Raw genomic sequence first — 26,165 nt, forward strand, 5'->3', positions numbered from 1 at the left:
CGATGGTACTGCGTAACAGTGGAAGAGTAGGTAGCCGCCGTCTTGAAGAAGGCGATAGCCGATGGAGAGGAGTCAGTCCGTAAGGGGTGACTCCTTTTTCTGTTTTTATTTATTCGATTCTGATTGGATAAATAAAATAAGATGTATATATTCGCTCCCTATAACTTAATAATGTGTTGTATGGTTAAGAAGTGGATATTCCCTTTATTGATTGGGGTTTGTTTAATCAATACGTCTATGGCACAAGAAAATCCGATTTTATTATTCCCAAAAGGGGCGCCGGGAGAAACTATTAAATTAATAGAGAAAGCTGATACGGATGGTGGAAAAACCGGTGGTGAGAGTGTTTTGCGTATTACGAATGTGAGTGAGCCAACGATTACTATATATCATGCTCCGGATGAAGTGGCCTCGGGTGCCGCTATGATTGTCTGTCCCGGTGGTGGTTACAATATTTTAGCTTATGATTTGGAAGGTGATGAAGTCTGTGAATGGCTTAATAATCTTGGAATAACTGCGGTCTTACTTAAATACCGGGTTCCAAGACGGGAAGGACTGGAAAAACACGAAGCTCCTTTGCAAGATGTACAGCGTGCGATTGGTTATGTTCGAGCGAACGCTGAGAACTTGAATATAGATCCAAAGCGAATCGGTGTGATGGGATTCTCGGCTGGTGGCCATTTAGCTGCCATGGTTAGCAATAATTTTTTGAAACGTACTTATCCGGCTATTGATGCTACGGATAAAGTAAGTTGTCGTCCGGACTATTGTTTATTGGTTTATCCTGCTTATTTAGATGGAGAGAATTTCCAATTGGCACCAGAGTTAAAGGTTTCATCTGCCACACCTCCAACCATGTTAATTCAAGCGGAAGATGATAAATCTTATATCAACAGTAGTATTTTCTATTATTATGCCTTAAAGGAAGCTGGTGTTCCGGCATGGATGCATTTATATAGTCAAGGTGGCCATGGATATGGGTTACGAGATACGGGAGCGTCTGTAAATGAATGGCCGGATCGGGCTGAAGATTGGTTTCGTGAGATCGGTCTGATCGAATAGAACTCCAGATATCTTTTCTGGAGACTTGCGGAGTAGATTCTTAAATCGATTGCGCAATTTATTTATTACTAGTTTATTATTGATGGTAAACGTAGTAAAAGCGTAGTCCGGGAAAGCGTGTTCTATAGCATATCGTATCTTTGAAGTAGTGAGTTTATTGCTGTTCTCTGTTATTCGGGCTTTTTTTGAAGTAAAAAAGCTAAGTTATGAAATTCCTTAAAAGTTCAGTTTTATTTATTTCAATGGCATGTATAGTGCCTGTTTGTTCGATAGCGAGAGAAAAAAGTGAGAGAATCACAAGAGCTGAGATTGAACAGAAAAGTGCGGATGAATTTATAAATGGTCTGATGAGTCGAATGACCGTTGATGAGAAAATCGGTCAATTGAATCTTCCTAGTTATGGAAACGTAATGCCAAATCCTAAAAAGAGTGAGATAGCCAGTCGTATTGTACGAGGAGAGGTTGGTGGTATATTTAATATATTCGGTGTCGATGCGATCCGGCAGTTACAAGAAGTTGCGGTTAAAGAAAGTCGATTGGGGATTCCTATAATTGTTGGCGCTGATATTTGTAATGGTTATAAAACCGTTTTTCCCATTCCTCTAGGTCTTTCGTGTAGTTGGAAACCGGAGAATATAGAAGAGGTCGCTCGAATTTCCGCAAAGGAAGTTGGTGCTGATGGTATCTGTTGGACATATAGCCCGATGGTCGATATATCTCATGATGCCCGGTGGGGACGAGTAAAGGAAGGAGCGGGCGAGGATCCGTTTCTTGGAGGTATAATGGCTCAAGCATGGGTGCGTGGTTATCAAGGCAATGATTTATCGGCTGATACGACTCTTATGGCATGTGTAAAGCATTATGCGCTTTATGGAGCGGCCGAGGCTGGCCGGGATTATAATACGGTAGATATGAGCCGTGTGACTGCCATGAATTATTACATGCGTCCTTATCAAGCTGCTGTAGAAGCAGGAGTAGGAAGTATCATGACTTCATTCAACGAATTTGAAAGTATCCCCGCGACCGGAAATACTTGGCTTCTTAATGACGTATTGCGTAAACAATGGGGATTTAACGGCTTTGTCGTGTCTGATTTTACGGCAATAGCGGAGATGGTAAACCATGGAATAGGTAATAGTCAGGAAGTCGGAGTCAAGGCGCTAAAGGCGGGTGTCGATATGGATATGATAGCGGACTGTTATCATGCCGTATTAAAGAAATCATTGGAAGAAGGGAAAATAACAGAGGCTGAGATTGACTCTGCTTGCCGGAGAATACTAATCGCAAAATATCAATTGGGATTGTTCCATGATCCATATAAATATTGTAATCCGAAAAGAGCCGCCAAAGAGTTCTTGTCGGTAAATAATGTATCTGCGGCCCGTCGTATTGCGGCGGAGTCTTTCGTGTTACTTAAAAATGATAATAATCTGCTTCCACTTAAAGGATGTCGTAAGGTCGCTGTAGTCGGTCCTTTAGCGGATAGCAAGGCGAATATGGCTGGATCGTGGAAATATGATGAGCAGACTAAATCTTATCATGGATTGGTAGAGGATTTACAGGAATCTTTGGGAAATGGAGTAGAGGTTGTTTTTGCAAAAGGCAGCAATCTAGTCGATGATCCCGTTTATGAAGCGAACTTTACGGATCAAAATCGTTCAACCCGGGATGATAGAAGCGATGAACAATTAATCGCCGAGGCCCTAAAAGTGGTGGAAGGCGCTGATGTGATTATCGCTGCTTTGGGTGAATCGATAGATATGAGTGGAGAAGGCGCTAGTAGAGCCATCCTTGAAATGCCGCAAACGCAGAAAAAATTACTGGATGCTATCCAAAAGACAGGAAAGCCGATCGTAATGGTACTTTTTACCGGAAGACCTTTGGTATTACAATCCGAGGAAAAGCAGGTGAATGCGATCTTGAACGTATGGTTCGGTGGTACGGAAGCAGGAGCGGCTATTGCCGATGTCTTGACCGGAAAGGTTTCTCCGACAGGGAAGTTAACCATGTCTTTTCCTCGTGTAACAGGCCAATGTCCGATCTATTATAATCATAAGATGACAGGACGCCCTATGTCTCCCGATGCTTGGTACACTCGTTATGTCTCCAATTATATAGATGTGTTGAATGAGCCTCTTTATCCATTTGGTTACGGCTTGAGCTATACGACTTATACGTATGGCGATGTATCTTTGAATATGAATTCTATGGATGCAAATGGAAAAATTCAAGCATCCGTGATTGTTACCAATACCGGGGCTCAGGATGGAGAGGAAATCGTACAGCTTTATTTACGTGATATCGTACGCAGCATAACCCCTCCGGTCCAAGAATTGAAAGGATTCAAGCGAGTTGCGTTAAAAGCGGGAGAAAGCAAGAAAGTAACCTTTGATATTGATGTGGATATGTTGAAATTCTACGATTCAACCTTAGATTATGTCGCTGAGCCGGGTGAGTTTCAGGTAATGATCGGTGGAAATAGTAAAGAGGTGAAAACAGCTTCGTTTACATTAAAATAATCCTAATCGGAAGGAATCAGTTATGGGTCTTTGCTAAATTCGAAATTATATGTATCTTTGCCAAAAGAAATATTACAAAACCATGGGGATGACCGGTTTTGACAGCGGGTAGAAGTGGTTTGTAAGCATGTAGTGCGTGGTTGGCTTGCACTTAAATCTCAGACAACGAACAATTAACTGGCGAAAATAATTACGCTCTCGCGCTTAATCCCTGCAAAAGTTGCGGGGACGTGACATCACCCGGATGCTGTGGCTCCGAAGCGTTCCGATCAGGTGGTGCAGCAATATCGGAGATAGTTTGAGATAAGCCTCGGGTCTCAGGCGAAACTTTAGAGGATAAGGGATGAGTGGGTGGCTTCGGTCTTGCTCTTCCCCGACAATGAAGGCGAAGATAAACATGTAGAAAGCAAATTAATTCCTCGTTTGGACGAGAGTTCGAATCTCTCCATCTCCACGGAATGAAAAAAGGCCTTACGGATTGTCCGTAAGGCCTTTTTTCATTCATTGTAAACCCATTTATAAGGAGGTGGCGGTACGTATGGACCAGCCTTTTGATGGGGTAATATATCAACCGATTTGACGATTACGTTATTACCTTTCTGGGTACAAACCAGACATTTTGAACGTAATTTCCTTTTAGCCATGTTGAAGACGATATTCGGATTGAAATGAACTCCGTTTATACGAGTCTCAAAATGTAAATGCTCGGTAGTAGCCCTGCCAGTACGTCCGGTTAAGGCGATCGGTTGTCCGGCGAGAACACGATCTCCGGGTTTAACCAAGTTCTTGGAGTTGTGGCTATAGATCGTTTCCAGTCCATTATAATGGCGAACAACGATAACGTTGCCATAGGCGGCGAATGGTTTCGCCATCCTGACAATACCATCGAAAGCAGACACGATCGTATCGTTGGCACAAGTTTTGATATCTACTCCGGAATGATGTCTTCTCCTTCCCCCGTAAGGAGAGATCACGTTTCCATTAGGAAGGGGAAATGCGTATTCCCCGGCGGGGATCAAGGATAAATCAATAATTTCCGTGTTATTCTCATCGAATAGCTTGGGGTCCTTGATCGCTATCTGGCTTTTATCACGGGGCGTAAAGGCTTCCGTGATATCTTTTCTAGGAGAATGACAAACCGCTAGCTCCGGAGCTTCCGGCAACATGAAATTGAAATCCACGACGGGAAGAGGAATATTTGCCGTAGGGAAATCCACAGTTTCGGGAGGGGCCGGGCGTGGAGCAGGCTTTTGCGTACGGCAAGACGCAAATAAAATTAGCGTAAGAATGAGTATTCCATTGTGTATTTTAGATGCCATTAGATATTGTTTTACCACAAAAGTATAAAAAAGCCTCTTTCAATGGCCTATATTTCCGATATGTTTATACTTCTTTTTATTCTTTGTGTTTTTTCTGATAGTTGAATTTGCCTACCTTTGTAAAGGTAAAATGGAGATATTATACGATGATTGAGGGGACTAGTTTGTCTCTTTGGTCAGGGAGGATGACGATATTGTATTTGCTGGCATTTCTCTAAACTGAAAACGACCAATTTAAAGTACACAGAGAAATAGACAATGCGAATACACCTGTATTTGGTGTGTTCCTTTGCCTTATTTCTGTTGTGTACAAGGCATTTGGTCGTGCCGCAGTTTGACGGGTTTAAGGTAAAGTGTAACACACCTTTTCTCAGATGTGGGTTTATTTATGAGATAAGATTACCTTAAAAACGGCTTTTGTATATGAAAGAACAAAAGGAGATACATATCGGTTCGTTAATAAAAGAGAAAATGGAAGAGCGGGGACTTTCGGTTTCCGATTTTGCCCATGCGTTGCATTATGAACGTACCAATATTTATAAGATATTTAAGCGAAGCAGTATCGATGTGGATTTGTTACTGCGTATATCGGAAGTCTTAGCCTATGATTTCTTGCGGGAGGTGTATTTAGCGGACGAACCCCGGCGATATTCAATCACTATAGAAGCGGACAAGGAAGATATAGAGGAGATCCGTAAATGGCTGTTAGAGAAAAGGCGTGAATAAGTTTCACGCTTTCGTGAAATAAGATCACGGTCGATATAAGACCGGTCACTTTGATTGTTTCTACATTTGACCGTCTCGATGTTTCATCATAACATTAGAGAAATAGGTTAAATCAAGGCCGTGCTCTTCTTGTTCCGTATGTGAATATAGGCAGGAAGAAAGCGGCCACTTTTTTCTTCTGTGTACGTGCACAATTCGATTATTTCCTTTATATTTGTCGATAAACAACGAATTGTTAACATTTCTAATATGAAAGTTCTAAAGACCGCCCTGCTATTCCTGATGTGCGTATCTTTCTCCTTCTCCTGTAAGGAAGGGGTAAAGGAAGTAAGGGTGCTGAAACTGGCGCACGGATTGCCCCCCAGCCATTCCGTCCATTTAGGATTGCTCTATATGAACGAGCGTCTGAAAGAGTTGTCCGGAGGAAAGATGAGCATGGATATTTATTCTTCCGCTCAATTGGGGTCCGAAAATCAATGTATAGAGTTGCTTCAAATAGGAAGTCTCGATATCACGAAAGTTTCCTCCGCCGCGTTGGAAGGATTTGCCGATCCGTTTAAGGTATTTGGCATACCTTATCTATTCCGTTCCCGTGAGCAGTTTTTCGAGGTGTTGGATGGTTCGGTAGGTAAACAGATATTGGGATCAACGGAACCTTATTGGTTTAGGGGACTCGCTTATTTTGACTCGGGGGCCCGTAGCTTTTATACGGTAAACAAGCAGATTCGTACTCCCGAGGATCTGAAAGGACTGAAGATCCGTGTGCAAAAGAGCCCGATAGCCGTGGAGATGATGAAGACATTCGGTGGTTCGGCTACTCCCGTGGATTGGGGTGAATTGTATACGGCCTTACAAAGTAATGTCGTGGATGGGGCCGAGAATAATACGCCTTCCGTGACAACAGCGTTCCATCATGAGGTGGTAAAATACTATTCAGTCAATGAGCACACGATGTGTCCGGACGTGATCATCATTAGCTTGGCTACTTGGCAGAAGCTGACGGAACAAGAACGTAATTGGCTGCGACAGGCCGCTGACGCCGCCGCTATTTATCAACGGAAACTTTGGGCGGAGCAAGAGAAGCAATCGCTAGAGGAGATGGAAGCGCATGGCGTAGAGATTATTTACCCGGATAAGCAGCCGTTTATGGATGCCGCCGCCCCGATGATCGAGCGGTTTAAGAATGATCCGGTTTTTCATGATTTAATTGATCAAATACAGAATACCCATGAGAAAGATAATTGATAAAGGATTGGAGCTATCGTTGATTTTCTTGATGGCTTTCTTGGTCGTGGATGTGCTATGGCAGGTATTAAGCCGGTATATTCTGGTTTCCCCGAGTTCCGTGACGGATGAATTGGCCGGATATTTATTGATCTGGGTGGGATTGTTGGGGGCCGCTTATGTATCCGGTAAAAATGAGCATCTAGCGATCGATTTATTGCTTCAACATATGCGTCCTTCCCGCAGAAAGCTCTTGCGATTGTTTATCTTCTTGATCGTATTTTTATTCGCTGTATTTGTATTGATCGTAGGAGGGGCTTGGCTGGTATACACTCGTTTTCATTTGGGAGTTACTTCGGCTTCCTTAGAGATTAATTTAGGATATGTGTATTTGGCATTGCCGCTAGGGGGATTGCTTACCGCTTATTATGCGATAGATAACGCGATCACCTTATTTCGTTCCTCTAATTCTTAAAAGACTGATGATATGGATATTATAGGTATACTCGTATTAGTGATAAGTTTCTTTTTCCTGCTGGTGGTCGGGGTTCCGGTAGCGTATAGCATCGGTGTGGCGGGTATATTGACGATGCTCGTGAATATAGACTCGCTTCCCGCCCTTACGACTTATGCGATGCGTATGGCTTCGGGTCTGGACAGTTTCGCTCTGTTGGCGATCCCGTTTTTTATATTGGCGGGGAATATCATGAATAGCGGAGGTATCGCCTTGCGCTTGATCGATTTCGCTAAAGTGCTGGTCGGACGGTTGCCCGGAGGACTGGCGGTGGTCAATGTCGTGGCGAATATGTTATTCGGGGCGATCAGTGGCTCTGCCGCCGCCGCTGCCTCTGCTATCGGGAGTATTATGACACCGGAGATGAAAAAGGCCGGTTACGATCCGAATTTCAGTGCCGCCGTAAATATCTCTTCCGCCACTACCGGCATGACGATACCTCCGAGTAATGTCTTGATCGTCTATTCCTTGGCGAGTGGTGGAGTCTCTGTATCCGCCTTGTTTATGGCTGGTTATCTACCGGGAATTCTTACGGGAGTGGCGATCATGATCGTAGCCGCTATGTTTGCCGCACGAAAGGGGTATCCGGTTGGCGTACGTGTTCCGTTCTCGGAGGCGACAAGGGTATTTTTCAGGGCTATCCCTAGTTTGATGCTATTGGTGATCGTGATCGGAGGAATCTTGGCGGGACTGTTTACGGCGACCGAGGCTTCGGCGATCGCTGTATTGTATGCGTTAATCCTCTCTTTTATCTATAAGGAACTTACTTGGGCTAAATTGCCGCAAGTATTATTGCGATCGGCCAAGACTACGGCCATCGTCCTTCTTCTGGTGGCGACTTGTACGGGTTTGTCTTGGATCATGAGTTATGAGAATATTCCTCAGACGGTAAGTGCCGCTTTGCTAAGTATAAGCGACAATCCGGTGGTCATCTTGATACTTATAAACGTGATCCTATTGATTGTCGGGATCTTTATGGACATGACGCCCGCTGTCTTGATCTTTACCCCGATCTTCCTGCCGATAGCGACGGGGCAATTGGGGATGGACCCGGTACATTTCGGGATCATGATGGTATTGAACCTTTGTGTGGGATTATGTACGCCACCGGTGGGTTCGGTATTGTTTATCGGATGTAGCGTAGCGGGGACAAAGATCGATCAGGTGATCCGTCCGTTGCTGCCGATGTTTGCGGCGATGGTTATTGTCTTGTTCTTGGTGGCCTTCTTGCCGGATTTAAGCTTATTGATTCCCCGGTTGTTCGGTTTGTGATGTTCCCCCATAGGGTCGAGGTAGCCTTGTGCTATAAATAGGGCAGTACTGTGTACGAAGTATTCCAGTACTTACGTGCTGAGTACCGCAATACTTCGTACAGAGTACTGTAGTACTTTAGCCACAGTACTGCGGTACTTTGTACACAGTACTGTGCTAACTGTAAGACGCTGTCTTTTTAATGTCCTTTGAACAGGGATAAGGCGATACCCATCTCCAATCCCCGTAGCTCGGCCAGACCCCGTAAACGTCCGATGCAGGAGTAGCCCGGGTTGGTTTTCTTCTTTAGGTCGTCTATCATTTGATGTCCATGATCCGGTCGCATGGCGATGGAGCATTGGCGGCGTTGTTGCAATTCCAGTAAGGCTTTCATGACACCGTACATATCCACATCGCCCTCCAGATGGTTCGCCTCGAAGAAATTACCCTCCGAGTCTCGTTGCGTGCTGCGGAAATGAACGAAATCGATCCGATCCCCGTAACGTTCCATGATCCCGGCCAAGTCGTTATCACTTCTGACACCGAAAGAACCTGTGCATAGGCAAAGCCCGTTGCTTGGATTCGGCACGGCCTCTATTAACTTCCGGAAATCATCTTCCGTGCTCAAGATACGGGGAAGCCCGAGAATGGAATAGGGGGGATCATCCGGATGTATAACGAGCTTGACACCGGCCTCGTCCGCCACGGGAGCTATTTCCCGTAAGAAATAGATCAGGTTCGAGCGAAGTCTCTCCGCGTCGATATCTTTATAACGGTCTAACGCTTCCCTAAACTGCTCGATCGTAAAAGTCTCTTCCGAGCCGGGTAGTCCGGCGATCATATTGCGAACCAACAGCTGGCGGTCTTCCTCGCTCATAGCGTCATAGCGTGCCTTGGCTTTCGCCTTGTCCGCCTCCGTATATTCGGCTTCCGCCGCCGGTCGTTTCAATATAAATAAGTCGAACGCCATAAAAGCCGCGCGTTCAAAGCGCAAGGCTTTGGAACCATCCGGCATCGTATAAGCCAAATCGGTACGAGTCCAGTCCAATACCGGCATGAAGTTGTAAGTAACTACCCGGATATCGCAAGCTCCCAGATTACGGATGCTTTGTTTGTAGTTCTCTATATAGGTTTGAAAATCCCCGGTTTGCGTCTTGATATGCTCGTGTACGGGCACACTCTCAACCACACTCCACCGTAATCCGGCGGATTCGATCAAGGCTTTCCGCTTTTGAATCTCTTCCGTAGTCCAAACTTCCCCGTTCGGGATATGGTGCAACGCATTTACGATACCGGTGGCACCCGCCTGACGGATGTCCCAAAGGCTGACAGGATCATTCGGTCCGTACCAACGCCAAGTTTGCTCACATAGATACATAATGAATAATTTTTAAATTTATCAATGTGCCAATATGCCAATGCGGTTTGATGCATGGCTGGTTGGCACATTGGCACATTATTTAGATGGAGAAAGCGTCGAAACCTCCGTCTATGGGGATCACGGTACCGGTTACGAATGCGGAGGCGTCGCTCGCCAGCCATTGTAAAGTACCGAGTAACTCCTCCGGTTTTCCTAAGCGGCGGAACGGCGTGTGCGCGACGATCGTGTTGCAACGATCACTAGGTGATCCATCCGGATTGCTCATCAATGCCCGGTTCTGCTCGGTAAGGAAGAATCCCGGTGCCATGGCGTTCACTCGCAGGCCCTCTCCGAATTTAATCGCCAGCTCCCCGGCCATGTATTGCGTGAAATTGTTGATAGCGGCTTTCGCGCATCCATAGCCAACCACACGAGTCAATGGGCGTAGGGATGATTCGGACGAGATGTTAATAATGCTTCCTTTCCCTTGCCCCACCATGACCTCGGCGAAGACCATTGTCGGCAGTACGGTCCCGAATAAGTTCAGGTCCACGACCGTCCGGAAAGCATCGATATCCAGATCAAAGATCGTCTTGTCGGGAGGAATCGTCGCTCCGGCTTGGTTACCACCCGCCAAATTGACTAAAACATCAATCTTCCCATATGCTTTCAATATCTCTTGCTTGTTTTGCTCCAGCAAGGCTTTATCCAGTACGTTTGAAACCAAGAATAAGGCCTCGCCCCCTTCCGCTTTAATCTCATTGACCAAGGCAGATCCTTTTTGCTCGTTTCGTCCGAGGATTACGACATACGCGCCTTCTCTCGCCAAGTGTTTGGCCATGCAGGCTCCTAATATACCATAGCCTCCGGTCAACAAAATCACTTTCTCTTTTATGCTAAATAAGGAGTTCATCAGATATAATTATTGTAGTATTGTATATTTTCCTTTACCAAGATATCGATCGGCATATAATTGACAGGCTCAATTTTCTCCTTAAGGATCAAATGCCTGAAAAGTGCCTTGATACAATGATATCCTTGTACCTCGGGGCGCTGGGCGATCAAATGCGTGATCAAGCCGTTTTCCAGATAACGGACGTTCGGTTCTATCACGTCGTAGCCAAGAAGCTTGAAAGGATAGTCCGGCCGTTCGCTACTTAGATAATCTCCAAGGAAATGGGCCCTCGAATTAAAGATGATACCGATTCTTACTTGAGGATATTTGTCGAAGAAAGTATTCAGTAGTCTCGTATTCTCTTCTCGGTCATCCGCGTGCACATGCAGCAAATGAATCTTTCCCTTGAATGAGGTATTGGCGAGATAATCCCGGAATCCTTCCTCTCGCTTCTGCACTTGCGTAGAACATGAATCCCCCTTACGGGTGAAACGGAAAATCACTAGATCGTCCTCTTCACGGATTTGCTCGAATAAAAGGCGTCCCGCTATATACCCCGAATCATATGAATGCGTTCCGTAGTAAGAGATACAATTCGTGTGGTCGATAAAAGAATCGATTAATATATAAGGAATATCTTTCTGGTCTAGCCGCTGGGTCAAGGTCAAGACACTTTGCTTGAATAATGTAGCGATGATAACCCCTTGACAATCCGCGGTCTCAATCTTCGGGATTAATTCGTCGAAACTGTTGCTATCGTATTGGTCAAAATAGATTTGCTCGACGTCTATATTATAGCTAAACAATTCCCGTTCCGCTTTCTCTATCCCTTGGCTTAGTTTCGCCCAGTATTCCCCTTCATGGAAAGAAGGGATCAAAGCGATGAAATGATATTTTTTCTTCAACGCTAAAGAACGGGCTATCAAATTTGGTTGATAGTCAATTTCTTTTAAGACTTTCTCCACCTTTTTCCGTGCGTCCTCCGATACCTTTCCCCGCTCATGTAAAATGCGGTCTACCGTACCGGTTGATACGCCGGATAATTCGGCGATATCTTTTATCCTGTAATTTTTATTCATGGTATAGATTGTAGTGTGTATTCGTCCTCTCTGCTTATTCGAGTATTTGAAGAGGAGTGTTCAATTTACGGAAAACGTAGCCATACATCATATAGATAAGAGGAACGGCGACGAAAATTCCGATACCGAACAAAATACATCCTAATATCAGGATCCCGATCATAACCAACGCCAGAATGAACAGAGGCAATACTTGTCCTTTCGTTATCTCCCAGCTTTTATGCAAAGACTCGATAATCCCGGCGTTTTCCTCGATAATAAAGGCTTGGAAGAACTGAAGGCGCAATGCCAGATAAATACCGGGGATGATAAAAAATAAGAAACCCGCCAATACGACAAATCCCGTGATAAGACTCGCTAGAAAGTAGGTGATGATATTCTTTGTCTGTTGTCCATATGCGGAAAACTGAGGTTCTTCCCCATCCAACGCCTGAAATATATTTTTCATATATCCTAAGGAGAAAATAATGGAGAATAACGCACTGATCACGTTTACGATGATTTTACCGATAATAGAACTTTGCATGGGCATCGCGAACGCTGTCAGCGTGAAAGACAAGATACAATATCCGATTAATAATCCGGCTAATATCCATAGCTGCGACTTCGTTCCCTTCCATGCGGTACTGAATACTTCTGATATTATAAATTTAGGCTCCATAATATATAATATTTGTTTATTGTGTGTGGACACAAATGTAAAATATATTGTTGAAAAAAACAATTTTATTTTCGTTTGAAACCAAAAGAGATGTATTTCAACAGGCGCTTCCTTTTAAGTGCTATTAATTTAGGTGAAAAAGATAAGTAGGAAACAGAAATCGTGTAAAAAGTTTCTACATTTGTAGGATGAAACGACGAGTAAAGACCCTATTGTGTGAATAGATGTGAAAGATCTCCACTTGGGTTAGAAAGAAAAGGTAACTGAAAAACAGCCTTGAATATATAATTATATACAAATATGGATAAACGAATGCTGAAAATTACGATTACTCAGTTAAGGCAGATCGCATTGTTTGCGGTTGGTATGTCTTTATTAACTGCCTGTGGAAACAGTCAGAGTGGTATGAAATTAGGGGATGCTGAGTTCGCTGTGATGGCGGTCAATTCAACGACTAGCGACCAAACAACATCCTATCCGGCTACCATCAAAGGTACGCAGGATATCGAAGTCCGTCCTCAAGTTTCTGGATTTATCGTGAAATTATGTGTGGATGAGGGAGCTACGGTTCGTAAAGGACAGGCGTTGTTCCAAATTGATCCTACGCAGTACGCTGCTGCGGTAGGTCAGGCTAAGGCCGCGGTAGAGATGGCGAAGGCAAACGTAAGCACTTTAACATTGACCGAGAGGAATAAGAAAACTTTGTTTGATCAGAAAATCATCAGTGATTTCGAGTATCAGACTGCCGTGAACCAGCTGATGTCGGCAAAAGCGAGCTTGGCGCAGGCAGAGGCTCAATTGGTGAGCGCTAACCAGAACTTATCTTTCTGTACGGTTACAAGTCCCTCGAACGGTGTTGTCGGTACATTCCCGTATCGTGTAGGTAGCTTGGTAAGCGCTTCGATCGCTCAACCGCTGACTACCGTATCTGAGATCGGTGATATGTATGTGTATTTCTCTATGACGGAAAAGGAGTTATTGGCATTGACGAAAGCCGGTGGTACCTTGAAAGAGCAATTAGAGAAGATGCCGGCCGTAAGACTGCAATTGGCGGATGGCTCTACGTACCATCATGAGGGTAAGATTGATGCCGTGAGCGGTGTTATCGATCAATCTACCGGTTCTGTAAGCATGCGTGCTATTTTCTCTAACGAGGGAAATGTCTTACGAAGCGGTGGTACTGGTAATATCATCTTCCCATATACGATGAACAATATCATTACGATCCCTCAATCGGCTACCGTGGAAATCCAGGACAAGAAATTCGTATTTGTATTGCAGCCTGATAATACCGTGAAGAATACCGAGATCAAGGTTTCCAATTTGAATGATGGCAAAAATTATTTAGTGACGGGAGGCTTGAAGTCCGGTGACAAGATTGTCGTGGAAGGCGTACAGATCTTGAAAGACGGCCAGGAAATCCAGCCGATTACTCGTGAGCAGCAAAAGGCAAAATTCGAGCAGGCCTTGAAAGACCAGCATGACGGTAATTTGCAGACTGCTTTTAATTAATAGGTATATAGAATAAGACAAATATTCGCTTTTGTCGAGTAAAAACGAAAGATATGAAATTAGATAGATTTATAAACCGCCCGGTGCTCTCTACGGTGATTTCCATCTTGATTGTCATCTTGGGTTTCCTAGGCTTGATTTCCTTGCCGGTTACCCAATATCCGGATATCGCCCCTCCAACCGTTTCGGTAAGGGCAACTTATACGGGTGCCAATGCGCAAACGGTATTGAATAGCGTGATCGCACCTTTGGAAGACCAGATCAATGGTGTTGAGAACATGATGTATATGAGTTCCAATGCCTCTAATAATGGTTCTGCGGATATCTCCATTTATTTTAAGCAAGGAACGGATCCGGATATGGCGGCTGTCAATGTGCAGAACCGTGTATCTATGGCACAAGGTTTGTTGCCTGCCGAGGTAACGCAGATTGGTGTGACGACCCAGAAACGTCAGAACTCAATGTTGTTGGTTTTCTCCGTATATGCGGAAGATGATCGTTATGACTCAGAGTTCCTTGAGAATTACGCGAAGATTAACTTGATCCCGGAAGTCCAGCGTGTGCCGGGTGTCGGTGATGCCAACGTGTTGGGTACGGACTACTCCATGCGTATTTGGTTGAAGCCGGATGTGATGGCCCAATATAAATTAAGTCCGAGCGACGTAACCGTTGCCTTGTCTGAACAGAACGTTGAGGCCGCTCCGGGTTCGTTCGGCGAACAAGGAAATCAGTCTTTCCAATATACGATCCGCTATAAAGGACGTTTGCAAGAGGCTAATGAGTTTGAGCAGATTGTTGTAAAGGCTTTGCCGGATGGTGAGGTCTTGCGTTTGAAAGATATCGCCGATATCGAGTTGGGGCGTTTGACTTACAACTTTATCAACCGTGTAAATGGTCACGACGCCGTTACCTGTATCGTTTACCAGATGCCGGGAACCAACGCTACGGAAACAATTAGTAACATTGAAACCTTGCTGGAGGAAACCCAGTTGACAATGCCTCCCGGAATGAAGGTGAATGTTTCCATGAATGCCAATGACTTCTTGTTCGCTTCTATCCATGAGGTAATTAAGACTTTGTTGGAGGCGTTCGTATTGGTGTTTATCGTGGTATATGTGTTCTTGCAGGATTTGCGTTCTACGTTGATTCCGGCTATCGCTATCCCGGTTGCCTTGATCGGTACCTTCTTTATGTTATCCTTGATCGGATTTAGTATCAACTTGTTGACTCTTTGTGCTATGGTGCTTGCCATCGCTATTGTGGTCGATGATGCGATCGTCGTCGTCGAGGGTGTCCATGCCAAGTTGGACCAAGGGTACAAGTCGGCGAAACTCGCTTCTATCGATGCCATGAGTGAGTTGGGTGGCGCTATCGTCTCCATTACGTTGGTCATGATGTCCGTGTTTATTCCCGTAAGTTTCATGGGAGGTACGGCCGGTACGTTCTATCGCCAGTTTGGTCTGACGATGGCGATCGCTATCGGTTTGTCCGCTTTGAACGCCTTGACATTGAGTCCCGCCTTGTGTGCGATATTCCTGAAACCACACGATACGGAACATAAGGAAAAGAAAACGACCTTCGTTTCCCGATTCCATACTTCGTTTAATGCGGCTTATGATTCTTTGTTGGCTAAATACAAGAAAAGTATCGTATTCTTCATTCAGAAGAAATGGCTTTCATTCGGTATTGTTGCCGCATGTATTGCGTTATTGGTGTTCTTGATGCAGGTTACTCCTACGGGTATGGTGCCGAACGAGGACACGGGTACGATTATGGGTGCCGTTACGTTACCCCCGGGAACTTCCCAGGAGCGTACCTTTGAGGTAATGAATAAGGTGGATAGCTTGATCGCTGCCGATCCGGCCGTTGAGTCTCGTACGGCGGTTGTCGGTTTTAGTTTCATCGGTGGTCAGGGACCTTCTTACGGTTCATTCATCATCAAGCTGAAAGATTGGGAGGAGCGTTCTATGATGCAAAATTCCGATATCGTATATGGTAGCTTGTTCATGCGTGCCCAAAAGATCGTAAAGGACGCTCAAGTATTGTTCTTTACGCCTCCTATGATCCCCGGTTACTCAGCGTCCAGTGATATTGAGTTGAATATGCAGGATAAGACCGGAGGTAATTTGGATCGTTTCTTTGATATCTCCAAGGAATATATGGCTGCTTTGACGGCACGTCCGGAGATCAAGTCCGCTCAAACTACGTTTAACCCGAACTTCCCGCAATATGAGATCGATATCGACGCTGCCGCTTGTAAGAAAGCCGGTATCAGTCCGAAGGACATCTTGTCTACCTTGCAGGGATATTATGGTGGTTTATATGCCTCTAACTTCAACCGTTTCGGTAAGATGTACCGTGTAATGGTGCAAGCGGATCCCGATTTGCGTAAGAATATGGAGTCCATGAAGAACATCAAGGTAAAGAGTGGTAACGATATGGCTCCGATTTCCCAGTTCATTACGATGAAGAAGGTATATGGCCCGGATATCATCAGCCGTTTCAATATGTATACCGCCATCAAGGTCATGGTTGCCCCGGCGGATGGTTATACCAGTGGTCAGGCGTTGAAAGCGATTGACGAGGTGGCTAAGACAACGCTTCCGGCAGGTTTCGACTATGAGTTAGGTGGTATGGCACGTGAGGAGGCAAGTACGAGTGGCAGCACGACGGCTTTGATCTTCTTGTTGTGTTTCGTATTCGTTTACTTGCTGTTGAGCGCGCAGTATGAGAGTTACATCCTTCCTTTGTCCGTATTGCTCTCCGTGCCGTTCGGTTTGATGGGTAGCTTTTTGTTCGTCCAAGGTTGGGCCGCTTTGGGAAATATCCCGGCGTTGAAGATGATCGTAGGAACCATGTCTAACAATATCTATATGCAGATCGCCTTGATCATGTTGGTAGGTTTGTTGGCGAAGAACGCTATCTTGATCGTAGAGTTCGCTTTGGAACGTCGTCGTATGGGTATGAGTATCACATGGGCTGCCGTATTAGGAGCCGCCGCCCGTTTGCGTCCGATCTTGATGACCTCATTGGCGATGGTGGTCGGATTGTTGCCTATGATGTTCGCGTTCGGAGTAGGAGCGCACGGTAACCGTACATTGGGTACAGCGGCTATCGGCGGTATGTTCATCGGTATGATCTTCCAGATCTTTATTGTTCCGGTTTTGTTCGTGGTATTCCAGTACTTACAGGAGAAATTCAAGCCGATCGAATGGGAAGATTTGGATAACAGCGATATGAGTACGGAAATAGAACAGTACGCTAAAATAAAATAAGAGATGACAATGAAGAAACAAATTATATATATGGTATGTGCGACTGCTTTGTTAAGCAGTTGCCATATCTATAAGGCATACGAGCGTCCGGATTCCATCGATGCGACGGGAATTTATCGTGATCCGGTTTCCGAGACTGATACATTAGCCTCCGCGGATACGACCAATATGGGAAACCTTCCTTGGAAGGAAGTTTTTCGTGATCCGAAGTTACAGGCGTTAATTGAGGAGGGATTAGCCAATAATGTAGATATGCAGGCAGCCGTTCTTCGGGTAGAGGAAGCGAAAGTATTGTTGACTTCCGCCCGTCTGTCTTTCTTGCCTTCTATTAATTTCGCTCCCCAAGGGACGATTACATCGATTGGAAATAGCGAATACGTAAAGGCTTACTCAACGCCTTTGGCCGCTAGCTGGGAGGTTGACCTATTCGGAAAGCTCTTGAACGCGAGCCGTGGCCAAAAAGCCTCCTACTTACAGAGCCAGTATTCAAGACAGGCCGTGCGCTCTCAATTGATCGGTGGTATAGCGAATACTTATTATTCCTTGTTGATGCTTGATCGGCAGGTGGAAATTACCGCTAAGACGGTTGATATCTATAAAGAGAATGTTCGTGTCATGGAGGCTATGAAGATAGCGGGTATGGCTACCGAGGCTGCCGTGACGCAAATGCGTGCGGCTTACCATCAGGTTTCCGGCTCGTTGATCGAGTTGGAGAGCCAGGTGCGTAGCGTGGAAAACTCATTGTCCGTGTTATTGGCTAAGGCCCCTCAACAGATTGATCGGGGTACTTTGGAGGAACAAGTAATGCCGGAGGATATCATGGTGGGTGTGCCTTTGCAATTGTTGGAGAATCGTCCGGACGTGAAGATCGCAGAGATGACACTTGCTAGTGCCTATTATACGACGAACAAAGCCCGTGCCGCTTTTTATCCGGGATTGAATATCACGGCGACAGCAGGCTGGACGAATGGTTCAGGCATCTCTGTCGCCAATCCGGGCCAATTTATGTTTCAAGCTTTGGCTTCGTTGGCCCAACCGATCTTCAACAATGGTAAGTTGGTCGCTAACTTGAAGGTATCTAAGGCAGAAGAGAAGATCGCTCAAATGAATTATCAGCAGACAATTCTGGAAGCAGGTAAGGAGGTGAGTGATGCTTTACATCAGTATGATGCCACGAGCAAGAAGCTTGTCCAAGATAGAGCGCAGATCGAGCAGCTAGAGAAAGCGGTGGCTTATACCAGCGCCTTGTTCCAGTCGGCTCAATCTACTTATTTGGAAATCCTTTCCGCACAGCAGAGCCTTTTGAGTGCTCAGTTGACGGAAGTGTCCGACAATGTGCAACGTATGCAAGCGGTTGTCAGTTTATACAGTGCCATCGGTGGTGGTAGAGAATAATAACCTTTAAATGTAGTAAAGTTATGATTAGTCCATTAGCATATGTAGATTCAAGCGCAAAGATCGGGAAGAACGTTACGATTCATCCTTTTGCGTACATTGATAAGAACGTGGAGATCGGGGATGATTGCGAGATCATGCCTCATGCCAGCTTGATGAGCGGTACACGCATGGGAAATCGCAACCGTGTATTTAACGGGGCTGTTATCGCTGCTGAGCCTCAGGATTTCTTTTATAAGGGAGGTGATACGATCGCCGTAATCGGAGATGACAACGTGATCCGTGAGAATGTGGTGATTAACCGTTCCTCGACAGCGGAAGGACGTACTAGTATCGGTAATGGTAATTTCTTGCATGAGGGGGTCCATGTTTCTCATGATACGCGGATCGGAAACCGTAGTGTATTCGGCTATGGTAGTAAGATTTCCGGAAATTGTATCTTGGAAGATTATGTGATCTTCGGAGGCAATGTATTGATGAGCCAAGGATCCCGGGTTGGGGCTTGGGCGATGATTCAAACCGGCTGTCGTTTCCGTAAGGATATACCTCCTTTTATCGTAGCGGCTCAAGAGCCTACCACGTATTATGGCGTGAACTCTTTCATCATGTCTCATGAGGGATTCAGTGAAAAGGTTATCAAGCACATCAGTCATGCGTACCGGATCATCTTCCAAGGAAACAGCAGCCTTACGGATGCCTTGTTAATGATCAAGGATCAGGTTCCGATGAGTAAGGAGATCCAACATATTATAGATTTCGTTGGTGAGTCTAAATTAGGTATTGTCAAATAAATACCAATAACAAACGATAGGTAAAAGCCGAAGGAAATCATTTCCTCCGGCTTTTTTATGTAATGGAAGGACGGTTTGGTTAATAATGTTTGTTAAATAATGGTAAACGTGCAGCATTTGTCTCTTTTTAAGTGTCTTACTAATAAGACAACACACAATGAAATCCAATAAAGGAGGTTTAATATGAAAAAGTCATTTTTATTATATCTTATCATCTCTGTATTTCTCATCGGTTATTGCGCTTGCGATAATGATGAGGAAAATTTTGATACGGCTACTACCGGACAAGTGATCAAAGTCCCGGATGATATCAAATCTTTTAATTCAGTTACAAAAGAAATCGTTTTCGAGAAGAATATTTCTATCAAGCAAGACGTGCGAGGCAATGAGAAGGTTGAATTCCGGATAGCTGGAAACGGTCACTTCACGGTAGGCAGTATCTCTTCGATAAGTTCCGTTATCTATAATGCCCCAGTCTTATTAGGGGATTATCAGAGATATTATTTATATGATGGATATCCTGTTGTAGATGTTCTACAAAATGAGGTAAGGAACCAAGAGGAAAGGGACGAAAACATGCAAAAGATAGAGAAAGCTTGGAGCAACTTCCTGAAAGTATTGAATGAGGCTGGAAAGTTGAAGTAGTGATTACCGGTTTGGGATGAAACGAATAAACTTAGTGAAGCTCGTATTGAACTAGTGAAGGCTTTTCATATTCAAACAAAAACTGTACTTTTGTCATAAATGCTTTACCGTGATCTTTTGAAATAAATCAATGGAGATACGTATGTATCTTCAGAGATTGAAAAATACGAATATTATCTTCGTTCCGTCGTAACTGTCCGTATCCACATAAAAAGAAAGAGGCCAACCCCGAAGGACCAGCCTCTTTTATCGCTTTAATAGAAATTCAAATTAAAGTGCACCCACTTCTTTCAAAGCCTCGTTAGTCTTATGAACAGCGGCAACGCTCTTAGCGAACAACTCTTTCTCCTCAGCTGTCAATTCCAACTCAACGATCTTCTCGATACCGTTCTTGCCAAGGATAACTGGAACACCGATGCAAAGATCAGATTCACCGTACTCACCTTCCAAGTAAACAGAGCAAGGAACCATCTTGCCTTGGTTGTGGATGATAGACTCAACAACGAATGCTCCAGCAGCACCCGGTGCATACCAAGCAGAAGTACCTAACAATTTAGTTAATGTAGCGCCACCAACCATTGTGGAAGCAACAACCTCTTGCAATTTCTCTGCGCTTAACAATTTGCTAACAGGGATACCTTTGTAAGTAGCCAAGCGAGCCAACGGAATCATTGTAGTGTCACCGTGACCACCGATTACCATACCCTCAACCTCGTTAGCGTTACAGCCTAGAGCCTGAGACAAGAAATATTTGAAACGAGAGCTATCCAAAGCACCACCCATACCGATGATACGGTTCTTCGGCAAGCCTAAAGACTTCAATGACAAATAAGTCATTGTATCCATCGGGTTAGAGATAACTACCAAGATTGCGTTCGGAGAGTATTTCAAGATGTTTTGAGCTACGCTCTTAACGATACCAGCGTTAACACCGATCAGTTCTTCGCGAGTCATACCCGGTTTACGAGGAATACCAGAAGTGATAACTACAACGTCAGAGTTAGCTGTCTTCTCATAATCGTTTGTGCAACCTACAACCTTAGTATCGAAACCTAGCAATTGAGCGGTCTGCATCATATCCATCGCTTTACCTTCGGATACGCCTTCCTTTACGTCTAGCATTACAACTTCGTCTGCCACTTCATTGAAGGCAAGAACATTTGCGCAAGTAGCGCCTACATTTCCGGCACCAACAACTGTTACTTTTGACATAATAAATAAGTTTTAGTATGTTATTACTTAATAATACGCTATGTTTTTTAACGATGGCAAAGGTACAATCTATTACGGAATAAAGAAATATTTCCGTATATATTTTTGAGGGACATTATTAAATATCGCTAAAGCCTTGTCGAGGCTTCTTGACAACTTGGTACGCTTTTATTTTTAAGATCTTGAGGAAATGTTGTATCTTGGGTGCGAACAAAACTTAACCGAGGGAAGTTTTATTTACATGGGTTATTAATCTTAAATCCAACGTACTTATGAAAGTTCTTATATATATCCGAAAAGTCCTGTTTTTGTTTCTCTGCGGGGCCTTGTCTTTCTCTTACGGCTACGGTCAGGAGCTACCGCTTCTGCCGGATACGATCAAGCCTCTCTTGTCGGATTCCAATTTGATAGATGAGTTGATCACTGTCGGATATGCTACGGGCAATCGTAGTACTTTATCCGGTTCCGTAAATCGGGTGAATGAAGGGGGGATGAATGAGGGATTGATCTCTACACCCTTGGACGCTCTTCGGGGAAGGGTATCCGGCGTTAGTATCCCGGTTGGAGGAAATAGCGCCGCTGCCTTGGCTGCCGTCCGGGTCCGGGGTACAACTTCCTTAACGGGAGGTAATGATCCGTTGGTGATTATTGATGGGGTTTTTGCCGATCTTAATTTGCTTAGCTCGATCTATCCGGCGGATATCGAGAACTTCACGATCTTGAAAGATGCCTCGGAGACTGCTCAATATGGTTCTCGTGGCGCTTCCGGTGTTATCGAGGTAACGACAAAGAAAGGGCGGCAGGGAGCTTTTAGTATCAGTTATGATGGGAGTTTCGGTGTGGAAGCGGCTTATAAAAGTTTGGATATGTTATCGGCGAATGGTTTCCGGAAACTGGCGGAGGAACGTAATATCGGTATTTTAGATTTAGGGAATAATACGGACTTTCAGGATGAGGTCACCCGGTTGGGGTTGGTGCAGAATCATCATATCGCTTTTGGGGGTGGTTCAGAGACTTCCAGTTATCGTGCCTCCTTGGGATTTGTGGAAAGGGAAGGGGTTATCCGAAATACGAACTCACGTAATTTTACGACCAAGTTGAATATTACACAGCATGCGTTCAATGATCTTCTAGTCTTTGATTTAGGCATATTTGGTTCCTTGCTGAAAAATGCTTATTTAAATGACGTACAGAAGATGTTCTATTCCGCCGCTACTTTCAACCCGACATTTCCGAATCATAAGAATATGGAGACGGGTAGCTGGGATCAAATAACTAACGCTAGCCAGATCACGAATCCTTTGGCTTGGTTGGAGGTGAAGGATGATGATTCGAATGCTCATATAAATACGCACTTAAAACTGGTTTTTAACTTGAGTAAGCATTTAATGTTTACGGCTTTCGGTTCGTATACCTATAATGTAGTAGATAACGCCCAATACCTCCCTACTTCGGTTTGGGCACATGGGCAGGCTTATCGGGGGGAGCGGAAAACAGAATCTTTATTGGGAGATTTCATGTTGGCCTATAAAAAAGACTTTGGTTTGCATCAGCTAAATGTATTGGGATTGGCGGAAGCTCAGAAAATGATAACGAGAGGTTTTTATACGACTGCGACGAATTTCAGTACCGATCGTTTTGGTTATGATAATTTACAGGCAGGTGCGGTACGTTTATGGGAGGGGACCGGTTCTTACTATGAGGCTCCTCATCTGGCTTCTTTCCTTGGACGTGTGAATTATATTTATGATGGAAAGTATATCGCTACCGTGAATGCCCGAGCGGATGCCTCTTCGAAAGTGGGGGCCAATAATAAATGGGGTTTTTTCCCTTCGGCTTCTGTCGCTTGGGTGTTGACCGAAGAGGAGTTTATGGAAGGTATCTCGTGGGTAAGGAATTTAAAGATTCGTTCGGGATATGGCCTTTCCGGTAATCAAGACGCGATCGATTCTTACAATTCTTTGCGATTGATGAAGCCTAATGGGGTTGTTTCCGTAAATGGTGCGCCCACCGTTACCTTGGGTACGATCCGTAATGCGAATCCGGACTTGAAATGGGAGGTAAAACGTACGTTCAATGCTGGTATCGATGCCGGGTTTTTCGACAATCGTTTTATTCTCGCCGTAGATTATTATAATTCCAAGACGGATGATATGTTGTATTTATACGATGTAAGCGTTCCGCCTTTCGCTTATAATAAAATGTTGGCGAATCTGGGGTCGATGCGGAATAGTGGTGTGGAATTGGGTATTGGCGTCACGCCCTTGCGTACGAAAGATATGGAATTGAATATAAACGTAAACGTAACTTTCCAACGGAATAAATTGCTCTCCTTGAGCGGTTACTATAAAGGGGAATATATGTCCGCCCCGGAATATACCAGCATCTCGGATTTAAATGGGGCTGGTTTCCATGGAGGGTATAATCATATCGTTTATCAAATGGTCGGACAGCCTTTGGGTATTTTTTATTTACCGAAATGTACAGGTTTGGTTTCCGATGGGAACGGCGGCTATAAGTATGAGATTGAGGACTTGAATGGAAACGGGGTGAGTTTGGAGGATGGTGAGGATCGTTATATTGCGGGACAAGCCATGCCGAAAACGCTTTTAGGCTCGAACATCAGTTTCCGGTATAAACAATTCGATCTATCAGTACAGATTAACGGAGCCTTTGGGCATAAGATTTATAATGGAACATCGCTAACTTATATGAATATGGATATATTCCCGGATTATAACGTGTTGCGAGAAGCCCCATCCCGGAATATCCAAGATCAGACGGCTACGGATTATTGGTTGGAGAAAGGGGATTATATCAATTTTGATTATTTGACGTTGGGTTGGAACGTGCCTCTTGGTAATTTAAGGAAATATGTAAGAAACGTACGGCTTTCGGTTTCCGTAAATAATTTGGCGACAATTACAGGTTATTCGGGATTGACTCCGATGATAAATAGCTCTATCGTAAATAATACGTTAGGTATAGACGATAAGCGATCTTATCCGGTGGTTCGTTCCTATACGATGGGGTTGAGTTTTAATTTTTAAAAAGGTGTTCGTATGAGAAAGCTTTCTATTTTATCCTATATATTTGCGGGTTTGATGTTATCGTCGTGCGATGGCTATCTGAAAGAGGACCCTCGTGATCAGCTTTATCCGGAGGATGCGTACGATACCCCTCAGAATGTCTATCTAAATACGGTTGCTTCCTTATATAATTATATCGGAGGTTATAGCGATAGCCAAGGATTGCAGGGAACGTACCGGGGTGTCTACGACTTGAATACCTTTACGACTGACGAGGCCATGCTCCCGACTCGTGGCGGCGACTGGTATGACGGTGGTTTCTGGCAAGGTCTCTTCTTGCATAAGTGGGGAACGAATAGTGACGCTATCCAAGCTACTTGGGAATATCTGTATAAAGTAATCGTATTAAGCAATCAATCTTTAGAGATATTAGGCGAGTTGCGGCAAAAAACGGATTATAACGATTTAGATCGGTATGAGGCGGAGGTTCGTGCCTTGCGTGCGATGTATTATTATTATTTAGTCGATATGTTTGGCCGTGTCCCTCTTATCGTATCTTCTTCCATTCCGGTGAAAGACGTGCGGCAGAGTGACCGGAAAGAGGTCTTTGATTTTGTTGTAAAAGAATTACAAGAATCCCTTTTGTTATTGAGTACGGCGCATAGTAATTCGCCCGGCGATTATTATGGAAGGATTACGAGACCGGTTGTTTATTTCTTATTGGCGAAGTTGGCTTTAAACGCAGAAGTGTTTACGGATAACGACTGGACGGATGGTCTGCGTCCGAATGGACGGGAAATCTATTTTAGGGTAGGCGAGAGGAAGTTGAACGCTTGGCAAACGGTTGTGGCGTACTGTGATTCAATAACGGACTTAAACTATAGCTTATCTCAGAACTATGCGGATAATTTTTCTGTATTTAATGAATCGTCCGGAGAGAATATTTTCACGATTCCGATGGATAAGAACTTATATACGAACCAAATGCAATATCTTTTCCGCTCCCGCCACTATAATCATGCCAAAGCATATGGATTGGGGGGAGAGAACGGCTCTTGCGCAACGATAGAGGCCCTTCGGGTATTTGCGTATGGGACGGACTCGGTCGATACCCGGTTTTATGAGAATTATTACGCCGATACGATGTTTGACCTCAATGGTGATACGATTCGGTTAGATAATGGGACTCCTTTGGTATATTTACCTCTAGAGGTTAGGTTGGATTTGTCTAGGTTGCCTGCCGAGAAAACGGCGGGTGCCCGCATGAAGAAATACGAGATCGATAAGATGGGGACGAAAGATGGAAAGCTATCGGATAATGATATCGTATTATTCCGTTATGCGGATGTCTTGTTAATGAGATCGGAAGCGAAAGTGCGTAATGGAGAGAATGGGGATGAAGAGTTGAATGCCGTTCGTTTCCGTGTGGGAATGTTGTCTCGTAAGGCGACATTAGAAAATATTTTGGCTGAGCGTCAACTGGAATTGGCTTGGGAAGGCTGGAGGAGGCAGGATTTGGTACGTTTTGGAAAGTTTACCCGCCCTTATACGGATCGCCCTCAATTGCCCCATGAATCGAATGGCTATACCACCGTTTTCCCAATTCCCGATAAAGTCCGTTCCTTGAATCCTAATTTGATACAGAATCCGGGATATTAGTAGATTTGGATTGTATTTATCAATTATGTAATAATTT

At 44.5% G+C, this 26,165-nt stretch carries 19 protein-coding genes and 1 other RNA gene; 14 read left to right on the forward strand and 6 right to left on the reverse strand.

Going from position 1 to position 26,165, the window contains the following annotated elements; genetic code table 11:
• Positions 1–180: 180 nt before the first annotated feature.
• From BHV83_RS01035 to ssrA, 3 genes are all read left to right on the forward strand, one after another.
• Positions 181–1,062 (forward strand): alpha/beta hydrolase, encoded by an 882-nt coding sequence (locus BHV83_RS01035; protein ID WP_005865072.1) that lies wholly within the window; start codon positions 181–183, stop codon positions 1,060–1,062.
• A gap of 206 nt (positions 1,063–1,268) precedes the next feature.
• Complete coding sequence (gene bglX, locus BHV83_RS01040; protein WP_158532507.1) at positions 1,269–3,581, forward strand: beta-glucosidase BglX; 2,313 nt, start codon at positions 1,269–1,271, stop codon at positions 3,579–3,581.
• Positions 3,582–3,665: 84 nt separating this feature from the next.
• Positions 3,666–4,038, forward strand: a transfer-messenger RNA (tmRNA) gene (gene ssrA / locus BHV83_RS01045).
• 40 nt (positions 4,039–4,078) lie between these two features.
• On the opposite strand, the gene BHV83_RS01050 is transcribed toward ssrA, so the two are convergent.
• Positions 4,079–4,900, reverse strand: coding sequence for a M23 family metallopeptidase (locus BHV83_RS01050; RefSeq protein ID WP_008771615.1), 822 nt, complete (start codon positions 4,898–4,900; stop codon positions 4,079–4,081).
• 423 nt (positions 4,901–5,323) lie between these two features.
• Between BHV83_RS01050 and BHV83_RS01055 the strand changes: the two genes are divergently transcribed.
• The 4 genes from BHV83_RS01055 to BHV83_RS01070 all read left to right on the forward strand — a co-directional run bounded on the left by BHV83_RS01055 (position 5,324) and on the right by BHV83_RS01070 (position 8,636).
• Positions 5,324–5,626, forward strand: coding sequence for a helix-turn-helix transcriptional regulator (locus tag BHV83_RS01055; protein WP_005865121.1), 303 nt, complete (start codon positions 5,324–5,326; stop codon positions 5,624–5,626).
• 249 nt (positions 5,627–5,875) lie between these two features.
• A complete protein-coding gene (locus tag BHV83_RS01060) occupies positions 5,876–6,871 on the forward strand; it encodes a TRAP transporter substrate-binding protein (RefSeq protein ID WP_005855377.1) in 996 nt (331 codons plus the stop codon).
• Positions 6,855–7,325, forward strand: coding sequence for a TRAP transporter small permease (locus tag BHV83_RS01065; protein WP_048927709.1), 471 nt, complete (start codon positions 6,855–6,857; stop codon positions 7,323–7,325). The genes BHV83_RS01060 and BHV83_RS01065 overlap by 17 nt, the downstream gene beginning before the upstream one ends.
• Positions 7,326–7,337: 12 nt before the next feature.
• Entirely contained in the window at positions 7,338–8,636 is a 1,299-nt protein-coding gene (locus BHV83_RS01070) for a TRAP transporter large permease (protein ID WP_008780864.1), read from the forward strand.
• Positions 8,637–8,814: 178 nt separating this feature from the next.
• Here BHV83_RS01070 and uxuA read toward each other — a convergent pair whose 3' ends face one another.
• From uxuA to BHV83_RS01090, 4 genes are all read right to left on the reverse strand, one after another.
• Positions 8,815–9,993 (reverse strand): mannonate dehydratase, encoded by a 1,179-nt coding sequence (gene uxuA, locus BHV83_RS01075; RefSeq protein WP_005855384.1) that lies wholly within the window; start codon positions 9,991–9,993, stop codon positions 8,815–8,817.
• Positions 9,994–10,075: 82 nt separating this feature from the next.
• Positions 10,076–10,888, reverse strand: coding sequence for an SDR family oxidoreductase (locus tag BHV83_RS01080; RefSeq protein WP_270645809.1), 813 nt, complete (start codon positions 10,886–10,888; stop codon positions 10,076–10,078).
• On the reverse strand, positions 10,888–11,949 hold the full coding sequence (locus BHV83_RS01085) for a LacI family DNA-binding transcriptional regulator (protein ID WP_008780865.1): 1,062 nt from the start codon (positions 11,947–11,949) through the stop codon (positions 10,888–10,890). The genes BHV83_RS01080 and BHV83_RS01085 overlap by 1 nt, the downstream gene beginning before the upstream one ends.
• A gap of 34 nt (positions 11,950–11,983) precedes the next feature.
• Positions 11,984–12,610 carry a DUF7847 domain-containing protein gene (locus tag BHV83_RS01090; protein WP_008780866.1) on the reverse strand — a complete coding sequence of 209 codons (627 nt, stop codon included), beginning with the start codon at positions 12,608–12,610 and terminating at the stop codon, positions 11,984–11,986.
• A 300-nt stretch (positions 12,611–12,910) separates the two neighbouring features.
• Here BHV83_RS01090 and BHV83_RS01095 point away from each other — a divergent pair, with 300 nt between their 5' ends.
• The 5 genes from BHV83_RS01095 (at position 12,911) to BHV83_RS01115 (ending at position 20,228) form a co-directional block, all read left to right on the forward strand.
• Entirely contained in the window at positions 12,911–14,122 is a 1,212-nt protein-coding gene (locus tag BHV83_RS01095) for an efflux RND transporter periplasmic adaptor subunit (RefSeq protein WP_057327086.1), read from the forward strand.
• A gap of 53 nt (positions 14,123–14,175) precedes the next feature.
• Positions 14,176–17,397, forward strand: a complete 3,222-nt coding sequence (locus BHV83_RS01100; RefSeq protein WP_057327087.1) for an efflux RND transporter permease subunit — start codon at positions 14,176–14,178, stop codon at positions 17,395–17,397.
• A 3-nt stretch (positions 17,398–17,400) separates the two neighbouring features.
• Positions 17,401–18,792, forward strand: a complete 1,392-nt coding sequence (locus tag BHV83_RS01105) for a TolC family protein (protein WP_286755522.1) — start codon at positions 17,401–17,403, stop codon at positions 18,790–18,792.
• Positions 18,793–18,815: 23 nt separating this feature from the next.
• Positions 18,816–19,583 (forward strand): acyl-ACP--UDP-N-acetylglucosamine O-acyltransferase, encoded by a 768-nt coding sequence (lpxA, locus tag BHV83_RS01110; RefSeq protein WP_008780868.1) that lies wholly within the window; start codon positions 18,816–18,818, stop codon positions 19,581–19,583.
• A gap of 183 nt (positions 19,584–19,766) precedes the next feature.
• Positions 19,767–20,228 (forward strand): hypothetical protein, encoded by a 462-nt coding sequence (locus tag BHV83_RS01115; protein WP_286755525.1) that lies wholly within the window; start codon positions 19,767–19,769, stop codon positions 20,226–20,228.
• A gap of 270 nt (positions 20,229–20,498) precedes the next feature.
• Here the strand turns inward: BHV83_RS01115 and mdh are convergent, their stop codons facing one another.
• Entirely contained in the window at positions 20,499–21,440 is a 942-nt protein-coding gene (gene mdh, locus BHV83_RS01120; protein WP_286755527.1) for a malate dehydrogenase, read from the reverse strand.
• Between the two features lie 272 nt (positions 21,441–21,712).
• Here mdh and BHV83_RS01125 point away from each other — a divergent pair, with 272 nt between their 5' ends.
• Positions 21,713–24,490: a SusC/RagA family TonB-linked outer membrane protein gene (locus BHV83_RS01125; protein ID WP_286755528.1), complete on the forward strand. Its 2,778-nt coding sequence runs from the start codon at positions 21,713–21,715 to the stop codon at positions 24,488–24,490.
• A gap of 12 nt (positions 24,491–24,502) precedes the next feature.
• Positions 24,503–26,128 (forward strand): RagB/SusD family nutrient uptake outer membrane protein, encoded by a 1,626-nt coding sequence (locus BHV83_RS01130; protein ID WP_286755530.1) that lies wholly within the window; start codon positions 24,503–24,505, stop codon positions 26,126–26,128.
• Positions 26,129–26,165: the final 37 nt, after the last annotated feature.

This window comes from Parabacteroides sp. merdae-related_45_40 (assembly GCF_001915675.1).

What these genes read in the sequence shown, in the direction of transcription:
- BHV83_RS01035 (WP_005865072.1), top strand. Translation starts at nt 181, where the DNA reads ATGGTTAAGAAGTGGATATTCCCTTTATTGATTGGGGTTTGTTTAATC.
- bglX (WP_158532507.1), top strand. Translation starts at nt 1,269, where the DNA reads ATGAAATTCCTTAAAAGTTCAGTTTTATTTATTTCAATGGCATGTATA.
- BHV83_RS01050 (WP_008771615.1), bottom strand. Translation starts at nt 4,900, where the DNA reads ATGGCATCTAAAATACACAATGGAATACTCATTCTTACGCTAATTTTA.
- BHV83_RS01055 (WP_005865121.1), top strand. Translation starts at nt 5,324, where the DNA reads ATGAAAGAACAAAAGGAGATACATATCGGTTCGTTAATAAAAGAGAAA.
- BHV83_RS01060 (WP_005855377.1), top strand. Translation starts at nt 5,876, where the DNA reads ATGAAAGTTCTAAAGACCGCCCTGCTATTCCTGATGTGCGTATCTTTC.
- BHV83_RS01065 (WP_048927709.1), top strand. Translation starts at nt 6,855, where the DNA reads ATGAGAAAGATAATTGATAAAGGATTGGAGCTATCGTTGATTTTCTTG.
- BHV83_RS01070 (WP_008780864.1), top strand. Translation starts at nt 7,338, where the DNA reads ATGGATATTATAGGTATACTCGTATTAGTGATAAGTTTCTTTTTCCTG.
- uxuA (WP_005855384.1), bottom strand. Translation starts at nt 9,993, where the DNA reads ATGTATCTATGTGAGCAAACTTGGCGTTGGTACGGACCGAATGATCCT.
- BHV83_RS01080 (WP_270645809.1), bottom strand. Translation starts at nt 10,888, where the DNA reads ATGAACTCCTTATTTAGCATAAAAGAGAAAGTGATTTTGTTGACCGGA.
- BHV83_RS01085 (WP_008780865.1), bottom strand. Translation starts at nt 11,949, where the DNA reads ATGAATAAAAATTACAGGATAAAAGATATCGCCGAATTATCCGGCGTA.
- BHV83_RS01090 (WP_008780866.1), bottom strand. Translation starts at nt 12,610, where the DNA reads ATGGAGCCTAAATTTATAATATCAGAAGTATTCAGTACCGCATGGAAG.
- BHV83_RS01095 (WP_057327086.1), top strand. Translation starts at nt 12,911, where the DNA reads ATGGATAAACGAATGCTGAAAATTACGATTACTCAGTTAAGGCAGATC.
- BHV83_RS01100 (WP_057327087.1), top strand. Translation starts at nt 14,176, where the DNA reads ATGAAATTAGATAGATTTATAAACCGCCCGGTGCTCTCTACGGTGATT.
- BHV83_RS01105 (WP_286755522.1), top strand. Translation starts at nt 17,401, where the DNA reads ATGACAATGAAGAAACAAATTATATATATGGTATGTGCGACTGCTTTG.
- lpxA (WP_008780868.1), top strand. Translation starts at nt 18,816, where the DNA reads ATGATTAGTCCATTAGCATATGTAGATTCAAGCGCAAAGATCGGGAAG.
- BHV83_RS01115 (WP_286755525.1), top strand. Translation starts at nt 19,767, where the DNA reads ATGAAAAAGTCATTTTTATTATATCTTATCATCTCTGTATTTCTCATC.
- mdh (WP_286755527.1), bottom strand. Translation starts at nt 21,440, where the DNA reads ATGTCAAAAGTAACAGTTGTTGGTGCCGGAAATGTAGGCGCTACTTGC.
- BHV83_RS01125 (WP_286755528.1), top strand. Translation starts at nt 21,713, where the DNA reads ATGAAAGTTCTTATATATATCCGAAAAGTCCTGTTTTTGTTTCTCTGC.
- BHV83_RS01130 (WP_286755530.1), top strand. Translation starts at nt 24,503, where the DNA reads ATGAGAAAGCTTTCTATTTTATCCTATATATTTGCGGGTTTGATGTTA.